Here is a 23850-nt window from a genome sequence, read left to right as displayed (position 1 = left end):
GCGATCCCTTACTGCAGGTGCAGACTCCTGTTGCGATACGTCATCGTACTGATGAATCAGGACAGTTGGAGAAGTCCGCGGAGCAGATCGCGACTCTCTTCGGGACCCGGACTGTCGTAGTGGAGCCGCGCCATCGCCCTTTCGTACTGGGCGACTTCCTCGGCCTTGTCCAGATAGAGCGCACTTGTCAGCTGCTCCAAATAGACAATGTCCGACAGGTCGGATTCCGGGAATCGGAGCATCGTGAAGGAACCGCTCTCTCCGGCATGCCCGCCGAAACTGAAGGGCATCACTTGAAGCGTGATGTTCGGGTGCTCCGACATTTCGATCAGATGGCGCAATTGTGCGCGCATCACCTCGCGTTCGCCGTACGGGCGGCGCAGTGCCGCTTCGTCGAGCACGGCGTGGAAGCTCGGAGCGCGTTCGGAGACGAGGACCTTCTGCCGCTCGAGCCGGAGCGCGACCCGGCGGTCGATCTCGGCGGCGGGGGCGCCGGACATGCCGCGGGAGACGACGGCGTGCGCATAGGCCTCGGTCTGCAACAGACCGTGGATGAACTGGACTTCGTAGATCCGGATGAGCGATGCCGCCCCCTCCAGACCGATGTACGTCTGGAACCAGCCGGGCAGCACGTCTCCGTAACTGTGCCACCAGCCCGCCACGTTGGCCTCGCGAGCCAGACCGAGGAGCGAGTCGCGCTCCGCCTCGTCCGTGACTCCGTAGAGCGTGAGCAGGTCCTCGACGTCCCTGGCCTTGAAGCTCACCCGTCCCAACTCCATGCGGCTGATCTTCGATTCGGAAGCACGGATGGAGTAGCCGGCCGCCTCGCGGGTGATGCCGCGCGAGTCGCGCAGCCGCCTGAGCTGAGAGCCCAGCAGGATGCGCCGCACCACGGATCCACTCGACTCGCCTGCCGCCACTGGTCCAACCCTCCCCATCGCTTCCTGGGCATCGGGGCACCCCCTGAACCCCAAGAGCCGGATTCTGCCATCAAAACGCTTCAGCCCGTACTCATTCGATTACGGAAATGAGAAGACTTCCGGAAGGCCATGAAACTGTCTGTAGGGAGAAATGAGCAAGAACCGGCACGGGGTCGGACAGGTCCGGCGCGTGCACGTGCATCTGCCCTTGCATCTGCTCAGCGCATTCGGAACCATGGGCCCCGCGCACCTGCGTGCTCGTTCGTGTTGTCCGCCGTACCAACGCAGTACCGCTACAGCCGCGAATCCCGGGAGTGCCTCGCATGGGGACGAATGGATCGACGATGCTCGGGCCGTTAAGGCAGGGGCTTCCCCCCGCCGATCCCTCAGCCGCCTCCGGATCAGCCACCTGCACCCTGCCGGCCCGGTACGAAGCCGTCGGTGGGGCCCGCCAGTTCACCAAGGCGACGCTGGCCCGGTGGGAGCTGAGCGACCGTTTCGACGACGTCGCCCTGGTCGTCTCCGAACTCGTCACCAACGCGCTGCGGCACGCGCTGCCCGATGACGCCCCGAGGGACCCTCAGGAGGCTCCGGTAAAGCTGCACCTGATGCGCTGGTCCTCACGTCTGGTGTGCGCGGTGCGCGACCCCAGTCAGGCGAGTCCGGTGGCGTCCGAGGCGGCGGACTCGGCGGAGTCGGGTCGCGGTCTGTTCCTGGTCGAGTCGTTCAGTGACGGCTGGGGCTGGCACCCGTCCCCCGCACGGGCCCCGGAGAATCCGGCCGCGGGCTCGCAGGCGCTGCGCGGCAAGGTGGTCTGGGCGCTGTTCCGGCTCTCCGACACCGTCTGACGCGCGCGGACCGGCGCGGCGTTCCGCGCGCACGGCCTGCGCTTTCCGCCCGTACGGCGGTCAGCCGCCCGCTATCAGGTGATCGAACTCCCCGTCCTTCACGCCGAGCAGCAGCGCCTCTATCTCGGCCGGCGTATAGACCAGGGCGGGCCCGTCGGGGTGGCGTGAATTCCGCATCGCCACATCCCCGTCGGGCAACTTGGCGAACTCCACGCAGGATCCCTGGGAGTTGCTGTGCCTGCTCTTCTGCCAGACGACTCCGCGAAGCTCTGTGGCGGCCATGCCGTTGTACACGTGGTGCACAGGACGCTCCCCGAGTTGCAAGGTGCAAGTGTCAACTGGTTCGGATCATAGCTGTGTTCATATGCCGATGCATGAGCAGATGCACGTGCACGCGGGGTGTTCTCTTGATTACAGCTTTACCTTCGCCCGCCCGCCCGCTCTCACGGAGAGACAGACGAACGGACCGTCTATTTGGCTCCCCGCAGCGGGAGTTGTCCGGTAAATCGATCAAAACGCCCTGGTAACTTTGGGCGGTCTTTCGTCAACAAGGGGGAATTCCAGGTGCACCCACTCGTACGATCCGGCGCCGTCGCCGTCGCGGGTCTGGCCGCCGCGGTCGCGCTGACGGGCTGCGGCAGTGACAGCGGGAAGAGCGACTCGGACAAGGGCGCAGCTGGCGGGCCCGCCTCGGCACCCGCCGACGGCAGCGACAGCGGTTCCGCGAGAGATGCCGCGGCGCTCGACGGGACATGGGCCGGGGTGACCGATGGCAAGGCCGTCGCCCTGTCGGTCACCGCCGGCAAGGCCGCGCTCGTTGCCGACGCCCACGTCTGCTCGGGCGAGGTGAAGGACATGGGCAAGGTGATGCTGGCACTGAAGTGCACCGACGGCGACACCGCCCGCACCATGGGAGCCATCGCGTCCAACGACGGCAAGACGATCGTCGTTCAGTGGGACGCCGGCGGCAAGGACACGCTGGCCAAGACGGAGCCGGGTGCGCTTCCGACGGGACTGCCGGGCCTGCCCACCCCGTGACGCGGGAGCGCTGCCGGACCGTTCAGCTCCGTCCGGCACCGCTCGTCCGGGGCCGGGTGCCCGCGCCGCCGTCCAGCGCCCGGGAGAACTCCTCCAGGGACTCCAGCAGCAGATCGGCCCCGTTCCGTACGACCGGGTCGGATGTCCGCCCGCACCGCCGGTCCTCCTCGTCCCACCGCTCCAGCGCCTCACGGACCGCGTCCCAGCGCGGTGCGCGGCGCTCCCGCACCTCCTTCGCGCCCCGCGCGGTGGCCCGGCGCAGCGCGGCGGCGAGTTGCGCGGCGGCGGGGACGGGAATGGCATCGCCCTCCGGCAGGTGCGCCTCCATCAGCATCCCGGCCCGGCCCAGCTGAGCGAGGGCGTGCTGGGCGTCCTCGGCGGCCGCGCGGGAGAGGCCGCGGTGGCGCACGGGTTCGTGCTGGGCCCTCGCGACCGCCTCCTGCCAGGCCACGCGGGCTTCGCGGGAGGCGAGAAGCGCGGCGCGGACGTCCTCCGGGCCGCGCTCCGCCGGATCCGCGTACTGGTCGACGACGGCGGCGGCGTACCGCCCGTCGGCTGCCAGCCAGTCGCCGAGCCGGTTGCGCAGCCGAGGGGTCTCCCAGGCCGGGTAGACGGCGTACGAGATCATCGCGAGGAGCCCGCCCACCAGGGTGAGGACGACGCGTTCGGCCACGGTCTGCGACCAGACGTCGCCCGCCATGCCGAGCAGGAAGACGACGTACGCGGAGACGCAGGCCTGGCCGACCACATACCCGGTGCGCATCAGCAGGTACATCAGCAGGGCGCAGCCGACGGCGAGCGCGGCGGTGGGACCGACACCGGGATGGACGGCCCGGACGATGACCGTGGCGACGAAAACCCCGACGATCGTGCCGCCGAACCGGCCCGCGGCTCGGGCGTACGTCTGGGAGAACTCGGGCCGCATCACCATGACGGCGGCCATCGGCGCCCAGTAGCCGTGACCGAACGGCAGGGCGGCGCCCATGAGATAGCCGACGGCGACGACGGCTGTGACCCGGACGGCGTGCCGCAGGATCGGCGAACCTGGGCGCAGTTCGGCGCGCATCGCCCGCAGGACGACGGGGACCAGCCGCAGCAGGGTGGGGCGGCGGCGGTGCGGGGCGATCGTGTCGGCCGCGTCATCGGCCTCCGCCCGGTCCTCCTTCGTCCCGTCGCCCTCGGCGGTCTCGATGACATCGGCGAGCAGCGCGCTGAGGCGGCGCGCGGCACGGCGCGCGGCTCCGGTGAGGATCGCCCCGGTGTCGGGGGTCTTCAGGGCGGCGACCGCGGGGGCGGGGAGGCGCACCGGGGTGCCGTGCCGGATGGCGCCGGCCGCGGCGTCCAGTACGGAGGCTGCGGCGGCGAGGAGTTCGCGGACCCGGTCGCGTTCCGGACCTTCGGCGGGGGCGCCCACCGCCGGGTCCGCGAGGGAGGCGAGCACCGGCCTGATCCGTTCGGCGACGCCGCGGAAGCCATGCAGTTCGGCGGGGCGGTGGCGGGCCTGGCGCGGGGTGACGGCGGCGGCGCTGCGGGCGGTCATCAGCGGGACCGGGTCGAACGCGGCGACCGGGTCGTGGCGCAGCCTGCGGGCGTAGTCGGCCTCCGCCGCCAGTGCGTCGGCGAGGGCGTCGCGCTGGACGCCCCATCTGCGTACCGGAAACAGGACGATCAGCGCCGCCTGGACGACTCCGCCGAACGCGATCATCACAGCGTGCAGGGAAGCCTGGGCGACGGAGGTGGGGAGGGTGATCGTGACCAGCATGATGCCGACATTGGATCCGGCGATGATGCCGCCCGTCGGCCCGGCCGCCCAGGCCAGCCCGGCCAGGAACGTCCAGAGGACCAGCAGGACCATGAACAGCGGGAGATGGGCGCCGGTGAGATAGCCGAGAAACGTCGATACCGCGAGACTCGCACCGGAGACCAGGGCCAGGACGGGCCGGGGGCGCCAGCTGCGCTGGAAGGTGGCGATGGCCGCCTGGAACGCGCCGAACGCGGAACTGGCGGCGACCACCGGCCCGAAGAAGGCGAGGCCGACCCCGATGACCAGGGCGAGTCCGGCCGCGCCACGGATCGCGATGAGCGGTTCGAGGCGCCGCCGCTCGATCGTCAGCCCCGAGCGGGCGGTCTCTCTCAGCGCCCGGAGCCAGCCCATGGACCGAGCCTAGTCGGAATGCCCCTTAGACCGACCGGCACATGGGGGTGGGAGAAGGAGCGGGGTTGGGTGCGTGCAGGTGCAAGGCGGAGGAGGGAGTCGACGCGAAGGGGGTCCCCCCATGCCTTCAGGGCTATGGGGGAGTCGGTGACTGACGACAACGCCGGAGGGGGTCCCCCCTGGCCCTCAAGGCCTTGGGGGAGTGCGCACCCAGCCCCGCGACGCCGCCTCCCATGTGCCGGTCGGTCTTATGCAGACTTTCCGATTATTCGGTCGCGAGAGGGGCGCCACCTGTTCGCGTACGCCCCGCTACCGGGAACCGTCGATGCCCGGCCGCCGCTCGCCCATCCGGGCCCGGTCGGCGGCGGCCGTGCCGTGCGCCCAGCCCTCGCCGTCCGTCACTCCGCGCACCCGGGTGCTGGTCGTCCGAGGGAACATCCGGTCCGCGGCGTCCGTGACCGCCACGTCCCGCGCCGCCAGGACCGGCAGCAGATCGTCGTCGGCGGCGCCCCCCTCCGAGACCGAGGCCGCGGTCACCCGGGCGGTGTCGGACGCCAGGCGCGCGCCCAGCCGCTGAACGTACGCCATCAGGAAGGACTGGCGGAACGTCTTGGTCCGCTTGCGCCCTCCGGCCCGCTGGCCCGCCTCGGCCTTCGCCATCGCCGCCGTGCCCTGGACCAGCAGGGAGGTGTACAGCAGTTCCACGGCCTCCAGGTCCGGCTCGAAGCCGACGACCGTCGAGAAGCCGAGATCACTGTTCCACACGGCACGGCAGCGGTTCGCGGAGGCGACGGCGTCGAGCAGGATCGCCTTCGCCGTCTCGTACGGGGCATCCACCCCGATCCGGCAGGCGCCCGGCGCCTCCTTGCTGTGCGTACGGGCGGCGAGGAGGGCCTCGTCGATGGAGTGCCGGGCCATCAGCTCCTGCGCCTTGGTGGTGAGGGCCTCCGCCTCCTCCGGGAACCCGGTCGCCTCCGCCTTCGCGAGCAGCGCGCGGATCCGGGTCAGCATGCGGGGTTCGTCGTGCGCGGGCGGCAGATCGAGCCGACGGCCGGGGGCGCCGGGCGGCGGGCCGACCGGCTCGATCGAGGGAAGCCGGAGGAGCAGCCGGTAGAGACCGAGGAGGGCGGAGGCGTACGAGAACCGGTCGGGCCGGTTCCGCGGCGGCGGCGCGGGCAGCTCGGCCAGCTGGGACCGCCAGCGGGGCGGTAGCTGCTCGTACCGGCCGGCCTCCGCGGTGATCAGCCCCGCGGCGAGCCCGGCCCCGGTCTCGTCGAGTTCGCGGCGGACGATCCGTACGACATCGGCAGGCTGCCAGCCACGCTCCCAGGCACGGCGGACGAATTCCTCTCCGCGCCGGACCAGTTCCGCGTCGGCCGCCGGATCGGCGGCGAGAAGGGAGGCACCGGTGTCGAGACCGGCGTCGCCGTCCGAGTAGAGGGCTGCCGCGAATGCCTGGTCGATCACCGGTTCCATGAGGTCAGGGTAGGCAGGGCGGCGCGGCGGGGTAGGCCTGGCCCCACCCCGGAGACGGGTTCTGATGCTGCGGGAACTGGTGGACCGGGAGGGACAGACGATCGTGATGGTCACGCGTGATCCGGTGGCGGCGGCGTACGCGGACCGGGTGGTCTTCCTGGTCGACGGGCACGTCTCGGACGACCTGACCGGACTCTCCGTGGAACGGATCGCGGCCTGGATGGCCGCAGCGCGCGTGAGCGCGGCCCGTACGGACGCCGCGGTCGGGGATCGCGCGGAGGCGGCATCGTGCTGACCGTCGCCCTGGCCGCGCTGGACCACACTCATCGGCACCTTCGTCGCGCTCGCGCTCGGCGTGCGGCTGATCGCGACCATGGGACTGGGACTCGCCTCGGCCTTCGACGCCCCGGACCGTGAGCCGCAGCGATTCGCCGCGTCACCGGTGGTGGTGAAGGGCATCGACACGCTGACCGTGCGGGTGCGGCGCGGACCGGCCACCGCTCATGTCACCAGGAGACTCGCTCATCCACACCCTGTGGATATCAATCGTCTGCGCGACCCGACAGCGCTCGGCCCGGTGGCCCGCGTCGCCCCGCCCCAGTGTCAGTCCCACCTGCCAGACTCACAGACATGACCGCACGCTGGGCTCTGGCCACCACGGAGACCGGCGGCGCCCGCCTCACCCCCCTCACTGCCGACGGCCTTCCCGCCGCCCCGGTCCTGACCGAACCCGACCTCGTGGAGGCGGTCCGTTCCCGCCCGGACGTCATCCGCTGGGTCTGGCGGTCGACCGCCGAGACCTACCCCCGCCTGCTCGCCGCGGGCGTACGGATCGACCGCTGCTACGACATCGAGGCAGCCGAGTCCCTCCTCCTCGCACACGAGGGCCGGCTCGGCGAACCCCGCTCCGCCGCGGCCGCCCACGCCCGCCTCCGTAACGCCCCCGTACCCCCCGATCCCCCCTCCCGCGCCGCGGAGCCCGGCGCGCAGTCCTCCCTCTTCGAGCCGCAGTCCGGCACGGGCATCCCTTTCGAGGCGCTCCTCCAGGTGTACGCGGAGCAGCTCCGCCGCCACGACGCCACCACCCACCCCGGCCGCATGCGTCTGCTGACGGCCGCCGAGTCCGCCGGCATGCTGGTCGCCGCCGAGATGAACCGGGCCGGCCTGCCCTGGCGGGCAGACGTGCACCGGGAGCTCCTGCACGACCTGCTGGGTGAGCGATACGCCGGCGGCGGCGAACCCCGCCGACTGGCCGAGCTGGCCGAGAAGGTATCCACGGCGTTCGGCCATCGGGTCCGCCCGGACCTTCCCGCCGATGTGGTCAGGGCGTTCGCACGGGCCGGGATCAAGGTGAAGTCGACTCGCCGCTGGGAGCTTCAGGAACTGGACCATCCGGCCGTGGAGCCGCTGATCGAGTACAAGAAGCTGTACCGGATCTGGACGGCGCACGGCTGGAGCTGGCTCCAGGACTGGGTGCGGGACGGCAGGTTCCGCCCCGAGTACCAGCCGGGCGGCACCGTCAGCGGCCGCTGGACCACCAACGGCGGCGGGGCGTTGCAGATCCCCAAGGTGATACGGCAGGCGGTCGTCGCCGACGAGGGCTGGCGGCTGGTCGTCGCCGACGCCGACCAGATGGAGCCGAGGGTTCTGGCCGCGATCTCCCGCGACCCCGGCCTGATGGAGGTCGCGGGCCATGACGGCGACCTCTACACGGCGCTGTCGGACCGCGCCTTCCACGGCGACCGCGACCACGCCAAGCTGGCGCTGCTGGGAGCGATCTACGGCCAGACCTCGGGCGACGGCCTGAAGAACCTCGCGGCGCTGCGACGACGCTTCCCGCTTGCCGTGGCGTATGTCGACGACGCGGCGAAGGCGGGCGAGGAGGGCCGTCTCGTACGGACCTGGCTGGGCCGGACCAGTCCGCCGGCGGCCGGGAGCGGGGACGACGACGAGGCCGGAATCCCGCAGGAGAGCGACGAGCAGCCTTCCGGGGAGGGCGAGTTCACGCCGGGCTACGCCTCGTCGAACGCCCGGGCGCGCGGCCGCTTCACCCGTAACTTCGTGGTGCAGGGCAGCGCCGCCGACTGGGCGCTGCTGTTCCTGGCCGCACTGCGTCGGTCCCTGGCCGCCGCCGGTCTCCGGGCCGAACTGGTCTTCTTCCAGCACGACGAGGTGATGGTGCACTGCCCCGAAGAGGAGGCCGAGGCAGTCGTGAAGGCGATCCGGGCCGCCGGTGACCTGGCGGGGCGGACCGCCTTCGGCAGGACGCCGGTGCGCTTCCCTTTTACGACGGCGATCGTGGAACGCTACTCCGACGCCAAGTAGCAGAGCTCACCCGTCGGGGCGTTCGGCCGCGTCCGTCCCGGGCTCACCCTGCACGGGCTGCGTGGGCTGTGTCGACTGCGTGGGCTGCACCGTCTCCGCGGGCGGAACAACGCGCCCTGTACCCGCACCCGGCCCTCCGAACCCACCGAACCCGGCCAGCCCGTGGTCGTAGTGCACGGCCCGCAGATGCCGGTGCCGGTGCCGGGAATTGAGCAGATGGATAACGTACGCCGTCAGCGCGATCATCGCCAGGACGACCGCCGCGGTGATCAAGCTGTCCATGAGAGCCGGCCCCCTTCGCGCGCGCAGGCCGAGACTTCTCCAGGCTACTCCGTGAGCCGTCCGCACAGGTCGTCGGCCGGACCGGGAAAGCGGCCCGGACCAGGAACGTTGCCATTTCCGCCCCGGGCCTCGGCGCGCCCGCGCAGCGGTGCCGGCCCCACGGGTTCCCGAGTGCACGGCGCCGACAAACCCGGACCGGCCGCTGCCGCGCCTGACGGGGAAGCCGATGAAGCAGCGCCCGGAGCCGTTCATGCAGGACGCGTCACCGCCCCGCAGGTCGGTGAACGTCCGCGGCTTCCCGCTCACCCGACGTACCGTCACCACGTCGCGCTCGACTCCGACGGCGGCGGGAAGGGCCCCGGCCAGCGGTGGTACGGCGGCCCGTGCACGTCTACGGAGCACGGGTCTCTCCCCACTCGCCGACCGCACCGACCAGTGCTTCGGCCACGACAACGGCCGGATCAGGGACGACCGGGGCCAGGCCATCGTCGCCAAGCAGCTCCTCGGCTGGGCGGAGGACGTCCGTACGTGCGGGTGATCTCCCCGGCATCCGCCCGCAGCAGTAGGTTCCCCTCATGCGAATAGGCCACCTGCTGGGCACGGGACGATCTGCCGATGTGTACGCGATCGACGAGGCGTGGGTCCTGCGCCGCTACCGCGACAGCAGTGACGCCAGACCGGAGTTGGCCGTGATGTCCTACCTCTCGGCCTTCGGCTACCCGGTCCCCCGCCTCGGCCCGAGCCCGGCCGCCGCCACCCCCTCCGACCTCGTACTGCAACGCCTGACCGGCCCGACCATGCGGGAGTCCCTGCTCTCCGGCGCACTCACCGGGGACGAGGGAGCCGCGATCCTCGCCGGTCTCCTCACCGACCTGCACACGATCCCGGCCAGGCTCTCCCCGGATCCCGAGGACCGGATCCTCCACCTGGACCTGCACCCGGACAACGTGATGCTGACGCCCGACGGCCCGGTGGTGATCGACTGGCGGACCGCCGCGGAGGGGCCGCCCGCCCTGGACCGGGCCATGTCGTCGCTGATCCTGGCCCAGGTGGCGGTCGACCGCACCTCCTCACAGGCAACGGGTGCCCGCTCCCTGCTCACCGCTCTGCTCCCCCGGCTCGCCGACCGGGGCGGCATCCCGGGCGCTCAGCTGGCCCAGGCGGTCCGTCGCCGCGCGGCGGACCCGAACCTGACGCGGGACGAACGGGAGTTCATCGACGAAGCGGCGGGCCTGATCCGCGCATGGGCAGGATGAGGATCGGTCGGACCCGGCCCCCGGGACGGGTCCGATCTCGGGGAACGTGTCTGGACCAGCGGCGCCCCGGGGGGCCGAAGGCGGCATGACCCGGCAGCCGAAACGCGCGACGCGGTCGAGCCCCGGCGGGACGAAGAGGCGCCGCCCGTGGACGCCGCCGGCCATGAGGGAGCCGTACGGATCATTCGGGATCCACCACGGGTCGCGGTACGAGCGGGTGGCGGACGCCACGCACAGATGACGCCCCCCTCGCCCGGACAAGGAAGAACCCCAGGTCACGGTGAGTGACCTGGGGTTTCCTGACCCGACTCCGGGCTTCGCACACAGGACGGGCACGCATGGGGCCACGGGCAACGCTGTCGGAGATCAGCCCAGCCGGTTGCAGGACGTTACGCAGCGTTTCGTCGGCTCGCACAGACCGGGGCCGCACATACGGTGGCTCCCGGTGCCCCATATCGACCCGTTACCGTCAGTCGTCGCCGACGACTCCGTTGTCGATACGTTGCTCTTCCGGGAGCCTAGCCAGTTGCCGAGATGGGTGTCACTCGGGTCGATGGACGTCTCCACCGGCGGTGTGGCTCTCACCGGTCGTTCTGGTGTATTAGCTAGCTTCCTCCTTATTTGTCCGTAGTCAAGAGAGGAAGCGGAAAAAATTCACCACGGATGGAGCGGCCCGGATGCTGCATGGCGGGTGGCGGCCCGGAGGGCTCGCCGAGCCGATGAAGCAACGCCGACCGCTCCTCCATGCCTACTGAACGTCGATGTTGCTCTCGGTCAGTACTGGGGTGCTGGCGCAATCGGCCCGAGGTCGGGCTGTGCCCGCAGTTCCACGGTGAGTGGCGTGGCGGCCCCGGCGAGGTCCAGCACCAGGACCTCGTTGGCGCCCGCATGCCACAAGGGCGCCGGGGCATAGAGGGTGCGCTGGGGGCCCTGCTCGGTCCGCAGGCGGCCGAGGAGGAAGCCGTTGAGCCAGACCAGGGTGCGGTGGCTGCCCGGGACGGCGAGGAATGCGTCGGCCGCCTCGGGAAGGTCGACGACGGCGCGGTGGAAGACGGGGCCGTCGGCGGTCCCGGCGGCAGGGGCTGTGGGCAGGGCCGCCAGGTCGTCGAGGGGGAGTACCCGGACGTCCCAGCCGAACAGGTGCTGGTAGTCCAGGCGCACGCCTGCGACCAGGCCCTTGCGGTCGGCCAGGTGGGGGCCGTAGTTGACCCGGCCGAAGGGCTCGACCAGGATCTCCAGTTCCGCGCCGCCCTCGGGGACGGACAGCTCGATGGTCGGAGACGGGGCGTCGCGTTCGAGCACGCCGACCAGGTGCCCGTCGAGGAAGACCTGCGCCAGGTCCCGGATGCCGTCGACGGTCAGCGTGGCGGGACCGCCGGGTCCGGTGATGCGGTGCCGGTAGTGGACGAGCCCGCTGTGGTGGCCGAGCTTCTCGATCGGTTCGGGGGCCGGGCGGTGCGTCGCGACGGAGAGAAGGTCCAGGCTGTCGCGCAGGGCCGCAACCGGGGCGGCGGGGACGGTCTGCGGGTCGACCCGGGGCAGCTGGGCGGGCGGTTCGGTGTCCGGCAGCGGCACGTAGCGGCCGATGACCTCGCGGAAGGCGTGGAACTTCTCGGTCAGCTCGCCGGCCTCGCCGATCGGCGCGTCGTAGTCGTAGCTGGTGATGGTGGGCATGTAGCCGGGGTCGGCGAGGGTCTTGCCGGTGTGGTTGGCTCCGGCCCACCAGCCGAAGTTGGTACCGCCGTGGCCCATGTAGATGTTGACCGATCCACCGGCGGCGAGGATCCCGTCGAGCGCCTCGGCGGCGTCGGTGGTGTCCCGGACGTGGTGGGGGTCGCCGTAGTGGTCGAACCAGCCGTTCCAGAACTCCATGCAGACCAGCGGGGCGTCGGGCTGGAACGTGGCGAGGGCGTCGAAGGCCTCGCTGGCGCGCGAGCCGAAGTTGGCGGTGGCCAGCACACCAGGGAGGGTGCCGCCGGCGAGCATGCGCGCCTCTGGGCCGTCGGAGGTGAAGAGCAGGCAGTCGATGCCCCTCGCGACGAGGCCGTCCTTCAGGTGCTCCAGATAGGCCCGGTCGTTGCCGTAGCTGCCGTACTCGTTCTCGACCTGGACGGCGACGATCGGGCCGCCGCGCAAGACCTGGAGTTCGGCGAGCACCGGGATCAGCTGGTCGAACCACTGATCCACGGCGGCCAGGTAGGCGGGGTCGGCGGTGCGCAGGCGCAGGGACTCGTCGGCGAGCAGCCAGGCCGGGAGCCCGCCCAGGTCCCATTCGGCGCAGATGTACGGGCCGGGGCGGGCGATCACATCAAGGCCGAGCGAAGCGGGACGGGGCGGGCGCTCAGGACAACCGGGCACGGACGCTCTCCCTGATGGCCAGACAGGCGGCACCCCGCGCCCACAACGTCTCGCTGGCCTCGTCGACCTTGATCACACAGTCGCGGGCCGCGGTGGAGACGGCGTGGCGCTCCAACGCTGCAGTCATGGCGGGCCCGAAGTACTCGTAGGCCACCACGCCTTCACCCGCGATCACGATCAGTCCCGGGTTGAGCAGGTTGCACAGACATGCCAGTCCGCGTCCAAGCGCGTCGCCTGCCACGGCGAACGCATCGAGCGCGGCACGTCGTTCAACCTCCGACCCCGACCGCGCGAGCTCCACAACGGCGTCGTAGTCGGCCTCGGTCCGACCACCGGCCTCGCGGAACATCCGCAGCACCGCATCGGAGGAGGCCAGCGCCTCCACGCAGCCGCGGTTGCCGCAGGCGCAGTCCGGACCATTCGGCTCGATCGGCAGATGGCCGAACTCGACGGCCAGTCCACCGACACCCGAGTGGAGAACTCCGTGGAGCATCAGCGCACCACCGACGCCGCGTCCGACCGAGATCACGGCGAATGAACCGACGTCCCGGCCCTCACCGAACCAACGCTCAGCGATGACCAGGGCGTTGACGTCGTTGTTCACCACCACCGGAAGCCCGGTGGCCGCGGTCAGCGGAGCGGCGACGGCAACATCCGTCCAGCCCAGCCGCACCGCCGAACGGCACACCCCGCTCGCCGCATCGACGTGGCCGCCCACGCCGACCCCGATGCCCAGCACCCTCGCGTCGGCACTCGGCGCCTGCGCGATGAGCCGGTCTGTCAACTCCGCCGCCACCGACAGCACATGAGCGGGCTCCAGGGAATCGAGCACCTGCTCCAGGCGGTGCAGCGGACGTGCACCGAGGTCGGTGAGCACGGCCGCAACATGTGTGCGTGCGATCTGGATCCCGACGACCAGGTGCTGCTCGGTATTGACCCGCAACAGGCGCTGGGGGCGGCCCAGACCCGACGCGCTCTGCTGTCCGGTCTCGCTCAGATAGCCGTCCTCGATCAGCGGCGAGAGCAGCCGGGTCACCGTGGAGGGTGACAGACCGAGTCGCTGCGCGATCACTGTTCTGGAGATCGGGCCGGCGGTCAGCACCTGGGCGAAGATCTCGGCTCCCGTCTGGTCCGGGACCAGGGCCGTCATCGCGCTCACATCACGCCTCTCCATCACATGGCCGACTCAGTGTTGCCAAGAGTGTGATGGAGATATTTTTGCGCGTCAAGAAAAGAAATGGCAAGGGAGGGGAGGACAGCAGAGTCCTCGGACGGCGTCGCCGGCTCACCAGCGGCAAACTCCCGGGCGGCGACCGCGTCGGCGAGGGCCGCTCTCCAGCGACTGCTCCGCCGCAGCCAGGCACCGGGCCGGAGACGGGGAGGAATCCGACGCCGACCGACAGTGCTGCCGTGGCGCAGGCCAGGGCGGTGGTGGGGCGCAGGAAGTCGCCCTGGCCGAGTCGCCGCGCAAGGTCGATGACGGTCTGTCGGGCGCGGGGCAGCGGGGGACGGCGGGTACGGCGACGGCGGCCCACGCCGCGACGGCGATGGCAAAGCCGGCCATAACGCCGAACAGCGGCGGCAGACCACCGAGGTAGACGACCGCACCACGGGGCAGCGGCCCTGCGGTGCAGCCGAGGCTCTTGTAGAAGCCGTACGAGCCGAACGCGCTCCCGTGCTTGGAAGCCTGATTCAGCCGGGCGACCAGGGCGGAGGCGGCCGGCAGGGAGGCATCTGTCGAGGCACGCTCACGCGGCCCCGGCTCGTTGGGGCGTTTCCGACCCGTTCCCTGTCACCGTGTTGGGCATGAGGCTCTCGTACCGGCGCTTCCGGCCCAGCTTGGGCATGCCCAGGGTGATGAAGGCCTCCGCCTGCAGGGCGGCGAATCCGATCCGGGGCATGTCACGGGTGCTCGGGTAGACCAGGAAGCGCGGCTCCCATTCGGGCTGGAACTTGGCGTTGAACTTGTACAGCGACTCGATCTGGAACCAGCGCGAGACGAACACCAGCAACCCACGCCAGGCGCGCAACACCGGGCCGGCGCCGATTCGCTCGCCCCGGGCGAGGGCCGAGCGGAACATCGCGAAGTTCAGCGACACCCGGTGGATGCCCATGGCCGGGACCGCCTGCAGGGCGGCCACGATCAGCAGTTCGTTCAGTCCGGGGTCGGCGGTGCGGTCGCGGCGCATCAGCTCCAGCGAGATGCCCTCCTTGCCCCAGGGGACGAAGTGCAGTACGGCTTTGAGGTCGTCGCCGGTCGTGGCACCTGGTTCGCGCTCCTCCGGAGCCTTGTGTGCGGTGACCACCACGCAGTCGTCGTCGTTCGGGTCGCCGAAACGGCCGAGCGCCATCGAGAAGCCTCGCTCGGTGTCGGTGCCGCGCCATCGGGCTGCGGCGTCCGCGATCTTTCGCTTCTCCTCCAGGGTCAGCTCGCCGACCCGGCGGACCTGGCAGGAGTACCCGGCCCGCTCGATCCGCTTGATCATCTGCCGGACGTTGCGCATCGGGCGCCCCGCCAGCGAGAACGTCGTGGCGTCCACGATCGCCTCGTCACCGAGTTCGATCGCGTCCAGCCCGGCCTCGCGGGTCCAGACTTCGCCGCCGACCTCGCTGCAGCCCATGACGGCCGGTACCCAGGCGTGCTCGCGGGCCTCGGCCATGAAGACCTTGATCGCGCCCGGCCATGCCTCGACGTCTCCCACCGGGTCGCCGGAGGCGAGCATCACCCCGGAGACCACCCGGAAGGAGATCGCGGCCTTACCGGTGGGCGAGAACAGCACGCTCTTGTCCCGGCGCAGCGCGAAGTAGCCCAGTGAGTCGCGTCCACCGTGCCGCTCCAGCAGCGCCCTGACCTTGGCCTCGTCCTCCGGGGTGAGCTCCGGCTCGGGCTTCTCCGGGCGCAGCGCGAGGTAGCCGGTTGTCAGGGCGGTGAGCAGGCCGAGTGCGCCGAGTGAATTCGCGACCTCTTCGGTGCCCTCGGGGTTGTAGCGGATCGGGCCCTCAAAGCCGAAGAGGCCCCACATGGTCTCCTGCAGCTGCTCGCCGAGGCCGGGGCTGCCGGTCGCGGAGTGCGTGTGGACGGCGACGACCACCAGGCCGATGACCACGCTCAGGGCGCCCATGACAACGAGGTTGACGAGGGCGCGCAAGCGGGTGCGCGGGTCGGCCTTGGCATAGAACTCGCGGCGGTGGATGAGCATCACCACGAGCAGGGCGAGCGAGAGGGCTGTCGGGCCGATCTGGTGCCCATGTGCGATGTGCAGGGCCGCGCTGGTCGACAGCAGGACGCAGACGGTGCGCCAGGCTCGGCGCTTGCGGCGGCGCAACGCGTGCGCGAGCAGCACCAGCAGAACGCCGACCATGAGCGTGCCGGCGGCTTCGAGGGTGGTCGTCCCACCCGGGAGTTGACCGGCCAGCGCGTGCACTCTGCTGTGCCGCAGTCTGGGGAACACGGCGCTGGCGATGTCGAGGAGGCCGATGAGCAGGCAGGCGTAGCCGACCGCGCGCGGGAGCCAGGCCCGGGGGACGGCTGCGGCTTGACTGCGGAGCGTGTGCAGGGCGCGGCGGTGCGCTTGCTCGGGGGACGGGTCAAGGGACACGGAGCTTCACATCTGCCTGGTGTAGGGGCTGCGGTGGGGGGTCCACTTCCACTTCGAAGCATGAGAGGTGGTGGACCTTCATGGGCGTGCCGTGGAGGAAGGGCGCGCCCGGGGGGCGAAGGTGACGCCGGTCGGCTTCACGTGTCCGAGCGCCGGAGCCGTACGCCTTGGTCAGGGCCTCGGTGCGGGCCGCGATGGCCTCTTGCGGCGTGTGGACGGCACTCGCTGCGCTCACGCACATCCTCCCGGGTTCGCCGCCCCGGCGCGCGCGGGCGTGCGGGCCTGGCAGACTCTGGACAGTAGCTTCTACGGGAACGTAGAACATCTACGTGAATGTAGAAGATAGCGCAGGAGGTGACCAGCCCATGGCCGCACCCGAACCGATCCCGCCCCGGAGCACACTCGGACAGCGGGGCAAGGGCGAGCTGGAAGCAGAGGTCCTGGCGGCCCTGCAGCACGCGACCCCCGACCCGCTGACCCCCGGCGAGGTCAAGGAGCAACTCGGCGGCGGCCTGTCCTACAGCACTGTCGTCACCGCGCTGTCCCGGCTCTACGCCAAGGGCGTGCTCAAGCGCAGCCAGCGCGGGCGAGCCTTCGCCTACACCCCGGTCGCCGACGAATCGGGACTCGCGGCCCGCAAGATGCGCCAGGTCCTGGAGAACGGCCCAGACCGCGAGGCCGTCCTGACCACCTTCGTCGACGACCTGTCGGCCGACGACGAGCAGTTGCTGCGCCGGCTGCTGGACAGCGGGACCTAGGGGCCACCGGATGCGCGTCGCCGTCTACCTGCCGCTGCTCTTCCCGCTGCTGGCCGCCCTGGCCGCCCGCCCGCTGGGCGAGCGACTGCCACCACGCCTGGCCACCTGGCTGCTGACCGTCGGAGCGTTGGTGCTGGCCACCGCGAGCAGCCTGGTCCTGGGCATGCTGGCGATCACCGGCCTGATCCGCATCCCGCTGCTCGCCAGCCTCGCGCAGGGGCGATGGTCGGCGGAGATCGCCCAGCACGACGACCCGGCCTCACTGTCGGTCGGCCTGCTCGCCGGCGCCCTGTTGGCCGCTGCGGGCACTGCTGCGGCCCGCATGCTCTGGCGACGGGTCCGCACCCTGGTCGCCTCCGCGTCCGAAGCCGCGTGCCTCCCGGGCCAGGACCAACTGGTCATCCTCGAGGATCCCGCCGCCGAGGCCTTCGCCGTCCCCGGACTGCCGGGCCGCATCGTCGTCTCCACCGGAATGCTCGACGCCCTCGACCCCGCCGAGCACGAGGTCCTGCTCGCCCACGAGCGCGCCCACCTGAAGCACCATCACCACCTGTTCGTGGCCGTCGCCCACCTGGCCGCCGCCGCCAACCCACTGCTGCGCTCCCTCGCCACCACGGTGACCTACACAGTCGAGCGATGGGCCGACGAGAGCGCCGCCACCGCCATTGGCGACCGCCGACAGGTCGCCCACACGGTGGGCAAAGCAGCCCTCGCTGCCCGGCGCACCCGGGGCCGCACCTGGATTCCAGCCTCAGCCCTGGCCATCGTGGGTGGGCTGAGCCTGGGCCGCTTCTCGCAGGCCGGGCCGGGCCCGGTGCCCCGCCGAGTTGCCGCCCTGCTCGCCCCGCCCCTTCGCAGCCGCTCCCTGCCGCTCGCCGCGACCGTCGGTGTCCTGTTGGCAACCGGACTGTGCGCCGCCGAGGCGGCGCACGACCTGGAGACACTCTTGGAGCTCGCCAAGCACGGTGCCTCGCGCGGTTGAGCGAGCGCCGGCTTGGCCACGCGCACACAACGGCAATTCCCTCAGCCAAGCAAGGCGGGCGGCTGACCGCTAACCCGAAACGGCGGCGGCAGTCGGCTGGCGGGGCCTACGTTCGCGCCAACCGACATGCTGCGCATATCCGTGGCAGGAGAGTCGGGTCGGCCACCTGCCCGGCCGCTATTCGTCGTCTCCCGGCTTGCCGCGTTCATCGCTGCCTGGGGGCTGCTCGGCGGCGCGCTGATGCCGACGCCGCCGCAGGTGCCACACGATCAGCGCTGCGATCACGGCACCGGCGATGACCACCGCGATGGCTCGGCCGACCTGGTGTTCGACCTTGGTGTAGGCGCTACCCGCGAAGTATCCCAGCAGCGTGAAGCCCGTACCCCAGACCAGGCCGCCGAGAGCGTTGAAGGGCAGGAAGCGGCGGTAGGGCATGTGGGAGATGCCGGCCAGAGCGGGCATCATCGCACGGAAGAACGCGACGAAGCGGCCGAAGAACACAGCGGCGGCCCCACGGCTGCGGATCATGTCCTGGGCCTTTTCGACGCGGTCGCGGTGACGGCGAAGCGGACGGGTCTCGAGAATCCGGGGGCCGTAGTGGTGGCCGATCTCGTAGCCGACGCTGTCTCCGGCGATGGCGGCGAGGACGACGGCCAGGGCCAGCCAGTACACGGAGACCTTGCCCTGGCTCGCGAGGACGCCGCCGATGACCACTGCGGTCTCCCCGGGTAGGACAAAGCCCACGAACAGGGCGTCCTCGCAGAAGACCAGGGCGGCCACGACGGCGTAGACCACAGGGCCGGAAAGGCTGCCGAGCCAGTCGGTGATCGTGTGCATCAGCCATCCCTTCGGCGCATGTCGGCCCCGGGTTAACGCCCCGTCCTCGCGGGGGGAGCCGAAATTAACTCTAGGTGCGTAGCAGTGGGCGTCGGGCCGAGCGCGGCGCGCGGCCCCAGCCGCGCCCGGTGCTCGGCACTGCTGGCCGTTGGGTTCGCCGACCGTGCGCGAGCCCGCGGCAGGGCACTGCGCGCGGTCCCCGTTCGCGCCAACGGCCAGCCCGCGCTGGCCTGTTACCTGCCGACCCCACCTGCGCCCATCGCCCGCCCGTACGGGCTGCTGGTGCTCAGTGCGGACCGGGACGCGATCACCGCGATCACCTGGTTCGGCGACACCAGCATCTTCCCGGCCTTCGGATTGCCCCGCTCCCTGCCCGACGAACGGCCGGGGAAGCGGAGAACCGGACGTACCTCGGCGCCGTCCTGAGCACGCCCGCCGAGTTCGCCCCAGAAGGTCGCGCGGCCGGGCCTGCTCGGCCCGGCCTGCGGCGCGGGCCACCATCTGGGCGGGCCAAGTCGACCTGCGACGACCCCAACCCGCAGGCTCGGTGCACCAACCCCTGGCGGCGGCTCGACCCAGCACGCCGTTTCACCTTCCACACCTGCCGGGCCAGTGTGCGCGGCCGGACAGGAGGCCGCACCGGGAGTGGCCGTTCACATTCGATCCTGCCGCTCAGCGGCGGCCTTCACCGCCCGGAGCCACTCCTCGTGCTGCCCCCGCAGCCGGTCGGCGGAGAAGAGAAGGCCGACCAGCGGTGCCGCCATCGACTCCTCGATGCGCAGCACGGTCGCGCCGTCCCGGGTCGGTGTCAGCACCTGCCGGTCGATCGCCCGGACGCCCATCGCGACGGCACTCCAGGTGAGTTCACGGTTGACATCGACCACCGCGAACCGGGCGCGGATGACCGTCCGGCCGATCGCCCAGACGAAGTCGGCATCCTCGACCACGCCGGCGTCGAGTTCGAGCACCCGCCGCCCGGGCAGCACCTGCGGCCAGCCGGCCGGGTCGGCGATGAGCTGCCAGACCCGTTCGACCGGCGCCTCGATCCGCACCTCCGATGCGCTGACCACGGGCGCGGCCCCGTCGATCCGGCGGCGCTTCGCGTACCGCTCGTGCAGTTCCTGCCGGACCGGACCGCGGTAGAGCAGCTTCATGACGAACCCCCTTGGACGGACTGGATTGGATCGGTGCTCCGGTCCGAGAGCAATGCTCTCTTGGAGCGGCGCTTCGAGTCAAGAGCGGTGCTCTCGCTTTGCGACAGGTGCCCGGCGAGGGTCCCGCCATGACCGCCCCACGAACCGCGCGCGAGCGCGCCCGCACCGAGCCGGCCAGGGAGATCGTCGAGGCCGCACGCTGCCGACTGGCCCTGTTCGGGTGGATCGGATTCGAGCTGCCCGGCCAGTTCGAGGGCACTCTGCTGGAACGGCGGGCAGCCTTCGACCACCACCTGCACTGCCAGGCCAAGCCCACGGCCTCCCCGCCGAAGCGGCCTGACCCGAACCGGTTGCGGGTACGCCCAGTACCGCCGACCCGGACGGGCCGGCTCGGTGCACACGCCCGGACCGGCACCCCGAATGAGACGAAGATCCTTTCTTCGGCGCCGGACCACTGCCCGCCCGTGGGCTGACCGGCGCAGCGCTCGCCCTGGTCACCTCCCGCACCGTCGCCCTGACAGTCACCCTGGTGCTGCGGCGGCGCCGGCGCGTCCCGGGCAGGCAACGGAACACAGTCCGTACGGCTGGGCAGATCCTGGCCGCAGGAGCACCGTTCGGCGTCGACTTCACGGCCCGCATGGCGGTCGGGACACTCCAGCTCGGTCTGGTGGCCTCGTTCGGCGTGACAGCAGTAGCCGGATACGGCGTCGGCTATCGCGTGCTGCTGACAGCCACCATGGCCTTCTATGCCATCCGGCAGGCCGCCGCGATCGAGGCGGCCCGCCTCGCCGGAGCCGACGAGCACACCCAACTCCCCTCGCTGACGAGCAACACCGCACTCTCGGCCGGGGCAGTGAGCGCCGCCTTCAGCGTCCTGTGCGCCGTCGCCGCCGGCCCGGTCACCGCCCTGTTCACCAGCGATCCGGCTGTTGCCGAGCAGTCCGTCGCCTTCCTCAGACTGATGGGGCTCTATCTGCCCCCGTACGCGCTGGTCGTCGCCCTCGGCGGAGTGCTCCAGGCGACAGGCCGGGGCCGCGCTCTCGTCCGAGCCACCGGACTCGGCTTCGCCCTCCAACTGCCGGCCGGATACGCGCTTTCGCGGCTGACCGGCGTCAACGGGGTGTGGCTGGCGATGGCCCTCGGCGCAGGCATCCAACCCCTCCTGCTCAAAGCCTCGCCCGCAAGGCTTCGGCGTAGTCGGCTGACATCCGGTTTGCGCTCACGCGCGGCCGAGCATGGCCAGGGGTCGGCTGAAGTCGCGAGCGTTGCGGCGGAGGCATGCCGCGATGCTCTTCGCGTGAGGAGTCCCGCACCGAACCCGACACCCTCCGGCTACGGATCCTGGACATCCCCGCCCGCATTGTGCGCAGCGGACGCCGCCGGATCCCCAAAGTCGCCGCCGACTGACCCTGGAGCAGGGCCGTCTCCGACGCCTACACCCGCATCCAGGACCTGACCGCCAGTCCTGGTCATCCGTCAAGCGCGCTGGCTGCTGGAGCGGCTCGCCGATGTGCCCGCCCCGCGCGACCCGCGTGGGGTGCGCCCCCTGGCCGTCGTGCTTGCCCCACGACAACCTGGAACTGCGGGGAGTCACCGCGCTGCCCTGCCGTGATCACGAGTGGCATGGCTTGATCACACCCCGGACGGTCCGGCTCGTGAAAGCGAGGCCCAGCGGTCTTGGACCGGGACTCGGAGGCCCCACGCCTTGATCGAGGCGTAGGGACTGAGAGGATCTTCTACTCCAGAAGACTGGTACTGCTTCCCATCCAGACCAGGGACCACGCCAGCATCCATGGTCGCGCGAGGCTGGTCATCGTCTGCGGATCGTGACCTCACAGCGCCCTCGGCCGCTCGGCTCCGCCGCAACTGTGAGCGCCGAGTGCAGCCGATCAAACGCTCTCAAGCAGTGTCGAGATCAGCTCACCCTTCCAGCTCTGCCGCTGGGCTGTTGCCATCGCCGATGGGGCGGTCGAAGCATCGACCTACGCACTGCCAATTTCGTTCCCATCGCGTTCCCGTCAGCCCTCTGCCGAGCTTCGGCGACGACTGGACTAGATCTTTAGGAGTTCAGGGAACGACAAATGGCCAGGTCAGAACCCTGACCTGGCCACTCGCCACAGAGCCGCCTTCGGGATTCGAACCCGAGACCTACGCATTACGAGTGCGTTGCTCTGGCCAACTGAGCTAAGGCGGCACGCCCTGTCGCACTATGGTGCGAGCAGCAGCGTCGCTAAGTTTACACAGTTTCGGAGGGTGCTCCGCACCACCCGCCTCCGGAGCCGAATGCGCAGGTCAGGGGGTGGAGGGAGCCGCGGGAGGTCAGGAACACCTCGCGCCGTCGGCCGGCGGGGTGCCGTCCAGGAGGTACGTGTTGATCGCCGTGTCGATGCAGTGGCTGCCGCGGCCGTACGCGGTGTGACCGTCTCCCTCGTACGTGAGGAGCCTGCCCGAGGAGAGCTGGGCGGCGAGGGACTGGGCCCACTTGTACGGAGTCGCCGGGTCACGGGTGGTGCCGACCACGACGATCGGGGACGCGCCCTTCGCCGTGATGCGGTGCGCGGTGCCGGTGGGCGCGACGGGCCAGTGGGCGCAGTTCAGGGCAGCCCAGGCGAAGGCCTCGCCGAAGACCGGGGAGGCCTTCTCGAAGCTGGGGAGGGCCTGCTCGACGGCGTCCGGGCCGGTGAAGGCCGGGGGCGCGTCCAGGCAGTTCACCGCGGCGTTGGCGGACATCAGATTGGCGTACGTACCGTTCGGCTTGCGCTCGTAGTAGCTGTCGGACAGGGCGAGCAGGCCGGACCCGTCGCCCGCCCGGACGCCGGCGAGGGCGCCACGGAGCTGGGGCCAGGTCCCCTGGTCGTACATGGCGGCGATGACACCGGTGGTGGCGAGGGACTCGCCGAGCTTGCGGGAGTCACCGGCCGGGACGGGCTTGGCGTCGAGGTCGGTGAAGAGCTGCTTCAGCCGGGCCGCGGCGTCCGCGGTGGAGGTGGTGCCGAGCGGGCAGTCCGACCTCTTCACGCAGTCCGCGGCGAAGGCCTGGAACGCGACCTCGAAGCCCGCCGTCTGGTCGCGGTTCATCTCCAGCGACGAAAGCGACGGGTCCATCGCACCGTCGAGGACGAGGCGGCCGGTCCGGCCGGGGAAGAGTTCGGCGTACGTCGCACCGAGGAAGGTGCCGTACGACGCCCCGAGGTACGTCAGCTTCTCGTCGCCGACCAGGGCCCGCAGGATGTCCATGTCACGGGCCGTCTCGACGGTGGAGACATGCGGGAGGATCGCGCCGGAGCGCTGCTCACAGCCGTCCGCGAACGTGTCGAAGGCGGTGCCCAGCTTCGTGACCTCGGCACGGTCGTCGGGGGTCTGGTCGACCTGGGTGTACGCGTCCATCTGCGGGCCGGTGAGGCATTCGACGGGCTCGCTGCGGGCGACGCCGCGCGGGTCGATGGCGACCATGTCGTAGCGGGCGCGGACCGCGGCGGGGTAGCCGAGGGCCGCGTAGTTCTGGAGGTAGCCGATGGCCGAGCCGCCGGGTCCGCCCGGGTTCACCAGCAAGGAGCCGATCCGCTTGCCCGGACCGGTGGCCTTCTTACGGGAGACAGCCAGCTTGATGTCGCCGCCGTCCGGCTTCCGGTAGTCGCGCGGCGCCTTCATCGTGGCGCACTGGAAACCGGAGACGCCGCAGTCCCGCCAGTTCAGATGCTGCGCGTAGTACGGCTGGAGCGCCGCGGGTGCGGCGGGCGTCGGGCTCGACGGGCTCGTCGTCGTACTGCCTTTGCTGCAGCCGGAGATGAGCAGGCCGGTCGTGCCGAGCACGGTGGCGAAGGTACGGAGCAGACGCCTGGTATCCATGCCCGGAGCGTAG

The 23850-nt window shown here is 71.1% G+C and carries 20 protein-coding genes, 1 tRNA gene and 4 pseudogenes; 12 read left to right on the top strand and 13 right to left on the bottom strand.

Annotated elements, in window-relative coordinates; all coding sequences use genetic code 11:
- Positions 1-56 precede the first annotated feature (56 nt).
- Positions 57-938 (bottom strand): helix-turn-helix transcriptional regulator, encoded by an 882-nt coding sequence (locus tag AB0915_RS02785; protein ID WP_366689365.1) that lies wholly within the window; start codon positions 936-938, stop codon positions 57-59.
- 326 nt (positions 939-1264) lie between these two features.
- Here AB0915_RS02785 and AB0915_RS02780 point away from each other — a divergent pair, with 326 nt between their 5' ends.
- Entirely contained in the window at positions 1265-1768 is a 504-nt protein-coding gene (locus AB0915_RS02780) for an ATP-binding protein (RefSeq protein ID WP_366689434.1), read from the top strand.
- A 60-nt stretch (positions 1769-1828) separates the two neighbouring features.
- Here the strand turns inward: AB0915_RS02780 and AB0915_RS02775 are convergent, their stop codons facing one another.
- Positions 1829-2071 (bottom strand): DUF397 domain-containing protein, encoded by a 243-nt coding sequence (locus AB0915_RS02775; protein ID WP_037690973.1) that lies wholly within the window; start codon positions 2069-2071, stop codon positions 1829-1831.
- 261 nt (positions 2072-2332) lie between these two features.
- Here AB0915_RS02775 and AB0915_RS02770 point away from each other — a divergent pair.
- Positions 2333-2800: pseudogene (locus AB0915_RS02770) on the top strand (hypothetical protein); the annotation flags it as partial.
- Between the two features lie 28 nt (positions 2801-2828).
- On the opposite strand, the gene AB0915_RS02765 reads toward AB0915_RS02770, so the two are convergent.
- Positions 2829-4961, bottom strand: coding sequence for an FUSC family protein (locus AB0915_RS02765; RefSeq protein WP_366689364.1), 2133 nt, complete (start codon positions 4959-4961; stop codon positions 2829-2831).
- 309 nt (positions 4962-5270) lie between these two features.
- Positions 5271-6437 (bottom strand): DUF2786 domain-containing protein, encoded by a 1167-nt coding sequence (locus tag AB0915_RS02760; protein WP_366689363.1) that lies wholly within the window; start codon positions 6435-6437, stop codon positions 5271-5273.
- Positions 6438-6495: 58 nt separating this feature from the next.
- Here AB0915_RS02760 and AB0915_RS02755 point away from each other — a divergent pair.
- From AB0915_RS02755 to AB0915_RS02745, 3 genes and pseudogenes are all read left to right on the top strand, one after another.
- Positions 6496-6732 (top strand): annotated as a pseudogene (locus tag AB0915_RS02755) (ABC transporter ATP-binding protein); the annotation flags it as partial.
- Positions 6726-6912: pseudogene (locus tag AB0915_RS02750) on the top strand (hypothetical protein); the annotation flags it as partial. The pseudogenes AB0915_RS02755 and AB0915_RS02750, both read left to right, overlap by 7 nt.
- Positions 6913-7067: 155 nt before the next feature.
- Positions 7068-8762, top strand: a complete 1695-nt coding sequence (locus tag AB0915_RS02745) for a bifunctional 3'-5' exonuclease/DNA polymerase (protein ID WP_366689362.1) — start codon at positions 7068-7070, stop codon at positions 8760-8762.
- Positions 8763-8768: 6 nt separating this feature from the next.
- On the opposite strand, the gene AB0915_RS02740 is transcribed toward AB0915_RS02745, so the two are convergent.
- Positions 8769-9044: a hypothetical protein gene (locus tag AB0915_RS02740; protein ID WP_366689440.1), complete on the bottom strand. Its 276-nt coding sequence runs from the start codon at positions 9042-9044 to the stop codon at positions 8769-8771.
- Between the two features lie 156 nt (positions 9045-9200).
- Positions 9201-9389, bottom strand: a pseudogene (locus AB0915_RS02735) (S1 family peptidase); the annotation flags it as partial.
- Here AB0915_RS02735 and AB0915_RS02730 point away from each other — a divergent pair.
- Positions 9325-9582 (top strand): DUF2804 family protein, encoded by a 258-nt coding sequence (locus tag AB0915_RS02730; protein WP_366689361.1) that lies wholly within the window; start codon positions 9325-9327, stop codon positions 9580-9582. The pseudogene AB0915_RS02735 and the gene AB0915_RS02730 overlap by 65 nt on opposite strands.
- A 37-nt stretch (positions 9583-9619) precedes the next feature.
- Positions 9620-10300 (top strand): phosphotransferase, encoded by a 681-nt coding sequence (locus tag AB0915_RS02725; protein WP_366689360.1) that lies wholly within the window; start codon positions 9620-9622, stop codon positions 10298-10300.
- Between the two features lie 774 nt (positions 10301-11074).
- Here the strand turns inward: AB0915_RS02725 and AB0915_RS02720 are convergent.
- From AB0915_RS02720 to AB0915_RS02710, 3 genes are all read right to left on the bottom strand, one after another.
- On the bottom strand, positions 11075-12658 hold the full coding sequence (locus AB0915_RS02720; RefSeq protein ID WP_366689359.1) for a beta-galactosidase: 1584 nt from the start codon (positions 12656-12658) through the stop codon (positions 11075-11077).
- Positions 12642-13808 (bottom strand): ROK family protein, encoded by a 1167-nt coding sequence (locus AB0915_RS02715; protein WP_366689433.1) that lies wholly within the window; start codon positions 13806-13808, stop codon positions 12642-12644. Before AB0915_RS02715 ends, AB0915_RS02720 begins: the two co-directional genes overlap by 17 nt.
- A 598-nt stretch (positions 13809-14406) precedes the next feature.
- The gene (locus tag AB0915_RS02710) at positions 14407-16215 is read right to left on the bottom strand and encodes a phosphatidylglycerol lysyltransferase domain-containing protein (RefSeq protein ID WP_366689432.1); all 1809 of its coding nucleotides are present in this window, start codon (positions 16213-16215) and stop codon (positions 14407-14409) included.
- Between the two features lie 407 nt (positions 16216-16622).
- Here AB0915_RS02710 and AB0915_RS02705 point away from each other — a divergent pair, with 407 nt between their 5' ends.
- Positions 16623-17015 carry a BlaI/MecI/CopY family transcriptional regulator gene (locus tag AB0915_RS02705; protein ID WP_366689358.1) on the top strand — a complete coding sequence of 131 codons (393 nt, stop codon included), beginning with the start codon at positions 16623-16625 and terminating at the stop codon, positions 17013-17015.
- Between the two features lie 10 nt (positions 17016-17025).
- Positions 17026-17997: a M48 family metalloprotease gene (locus AB0915_RS02700; RefSeq protein WP_366689357.1), complete on the top strand. Its 972-nt coding sequence runs from the start codon at positions 17026-17028 to the stop codon at positions 17995-17997.
- A 177-nt stretch (positions 17998-18174) separates the two neighbouring features.
- On the opposite strand, the gene AB0915_RS02695 is transcribed toward AB0915_RS02700, so the two are convergent.
- On the bottom strand, positions 18175-18834 hold the full coding sequence (locus tag AB0915_RS02695; protein ID WP_366689356.1) for a DedA family protein: 660 nt from the start codon (positions 18832-18834) through the stop codon (positions 18175-18177).
- A gap of 84 nt (positions 18835-18918) precedes the next feature.
- On the opposite strand from AB0915_RS02695, the gene AB0915_RS02690 reads away from it, so the two are divergent.
- Positions 18919-19260 carry a hypothetical protein gene (locus AB0915_RS02690; RefSeq protein ID WP_366689355.1) on the top strand — a complete coding sequence of 114 codons (342 nt, stop codon included), beginning with the start codon at positions 18919-18921 and terminating at the stop codon, positions 19258-19260.
- Between the two features lie 227 nt (positions 19261-19487).
- Here AB0915_RS02690 and AB0915_RS02685 read toward each other — a convergent pair whose 3' ends face one another.
- On the bottom strand, positions 19488-19988 hold the full coding sequence (locus AB0915_RS02685; RefSeq protein ID WP_366689354.1) for an SRPBCC family protein: 501 nt from the start codon (positions 19986-19988) through the stop codon (positions 19488-19490).
- Positions 19989-20116: 128 nt separating this feature from the next.
- Here AB0915_RS02685 and AB0915_RS02680 point away from each other — a divergent pair, with 128 nt between their 5' ends.
- Both AB0915_RS02680 and AB0915_RS02675 read left to right on the top strand, forming a co-directional pair.
- The gene (locus tag AB0915_RS02680; protein ID WP_366689353.1) at positions 20117-20461 is read left to right on the top strand and encodes a hypothetical protein; all 345 of its coding nucleotides are present in this window, start codon (positions 20117-20119) and stop codon (positions 20459-20461) included.
- Between the two features lie 56 nt (positions 20462-20517).
- A complete protein-coding gene (locus AB0915_RS02675) occupies positions 20518-21444 on the top strand; it encodes an MATE family efflux transporter (protein WP_366689352.1) in 927 nt (308 codons plus the stop codon).
- Between the two features lie 664 nt (positions 21445-22108).
- Here AB0915_RS02675 and AB0915_RS02670 read toward each other — a convergent pair.
- Together AB0915_RS02670 and AB0915_RS02665 are read right to left on the bottom strand one after the other, a co-directional pair.
- Positions 22109-22182 (bottom strand) — tRNA-Thr (locus AB0915_RS02670).
- Positions 22183-22307: 125 nt separating this feature from the next.
- Complete coding sequence (locus AB0915_RS02665) at positions 22308-23837, bottom strand: alpha/beta hydrolase (RefSeq protein WP_366689351.1); 1530 nt, start codon at positions 23835-23837, stop codon at positions 22308-22310.
- Positions 23838-23850: the final 13 nt, after the last annotated feature.

The sequence above is a fragment of the Streptomyces sp. NPDC048411 genome, from assembly GCF_040704695.1.
GTDB lineage: Bacteria > Actinomycetota > Actinomycetes > Streptomycetales > Streptomycetaceae > Streptomyces.
This window is presented reverse-complemented; position numbering and strand designations above follow the sequence as displayed.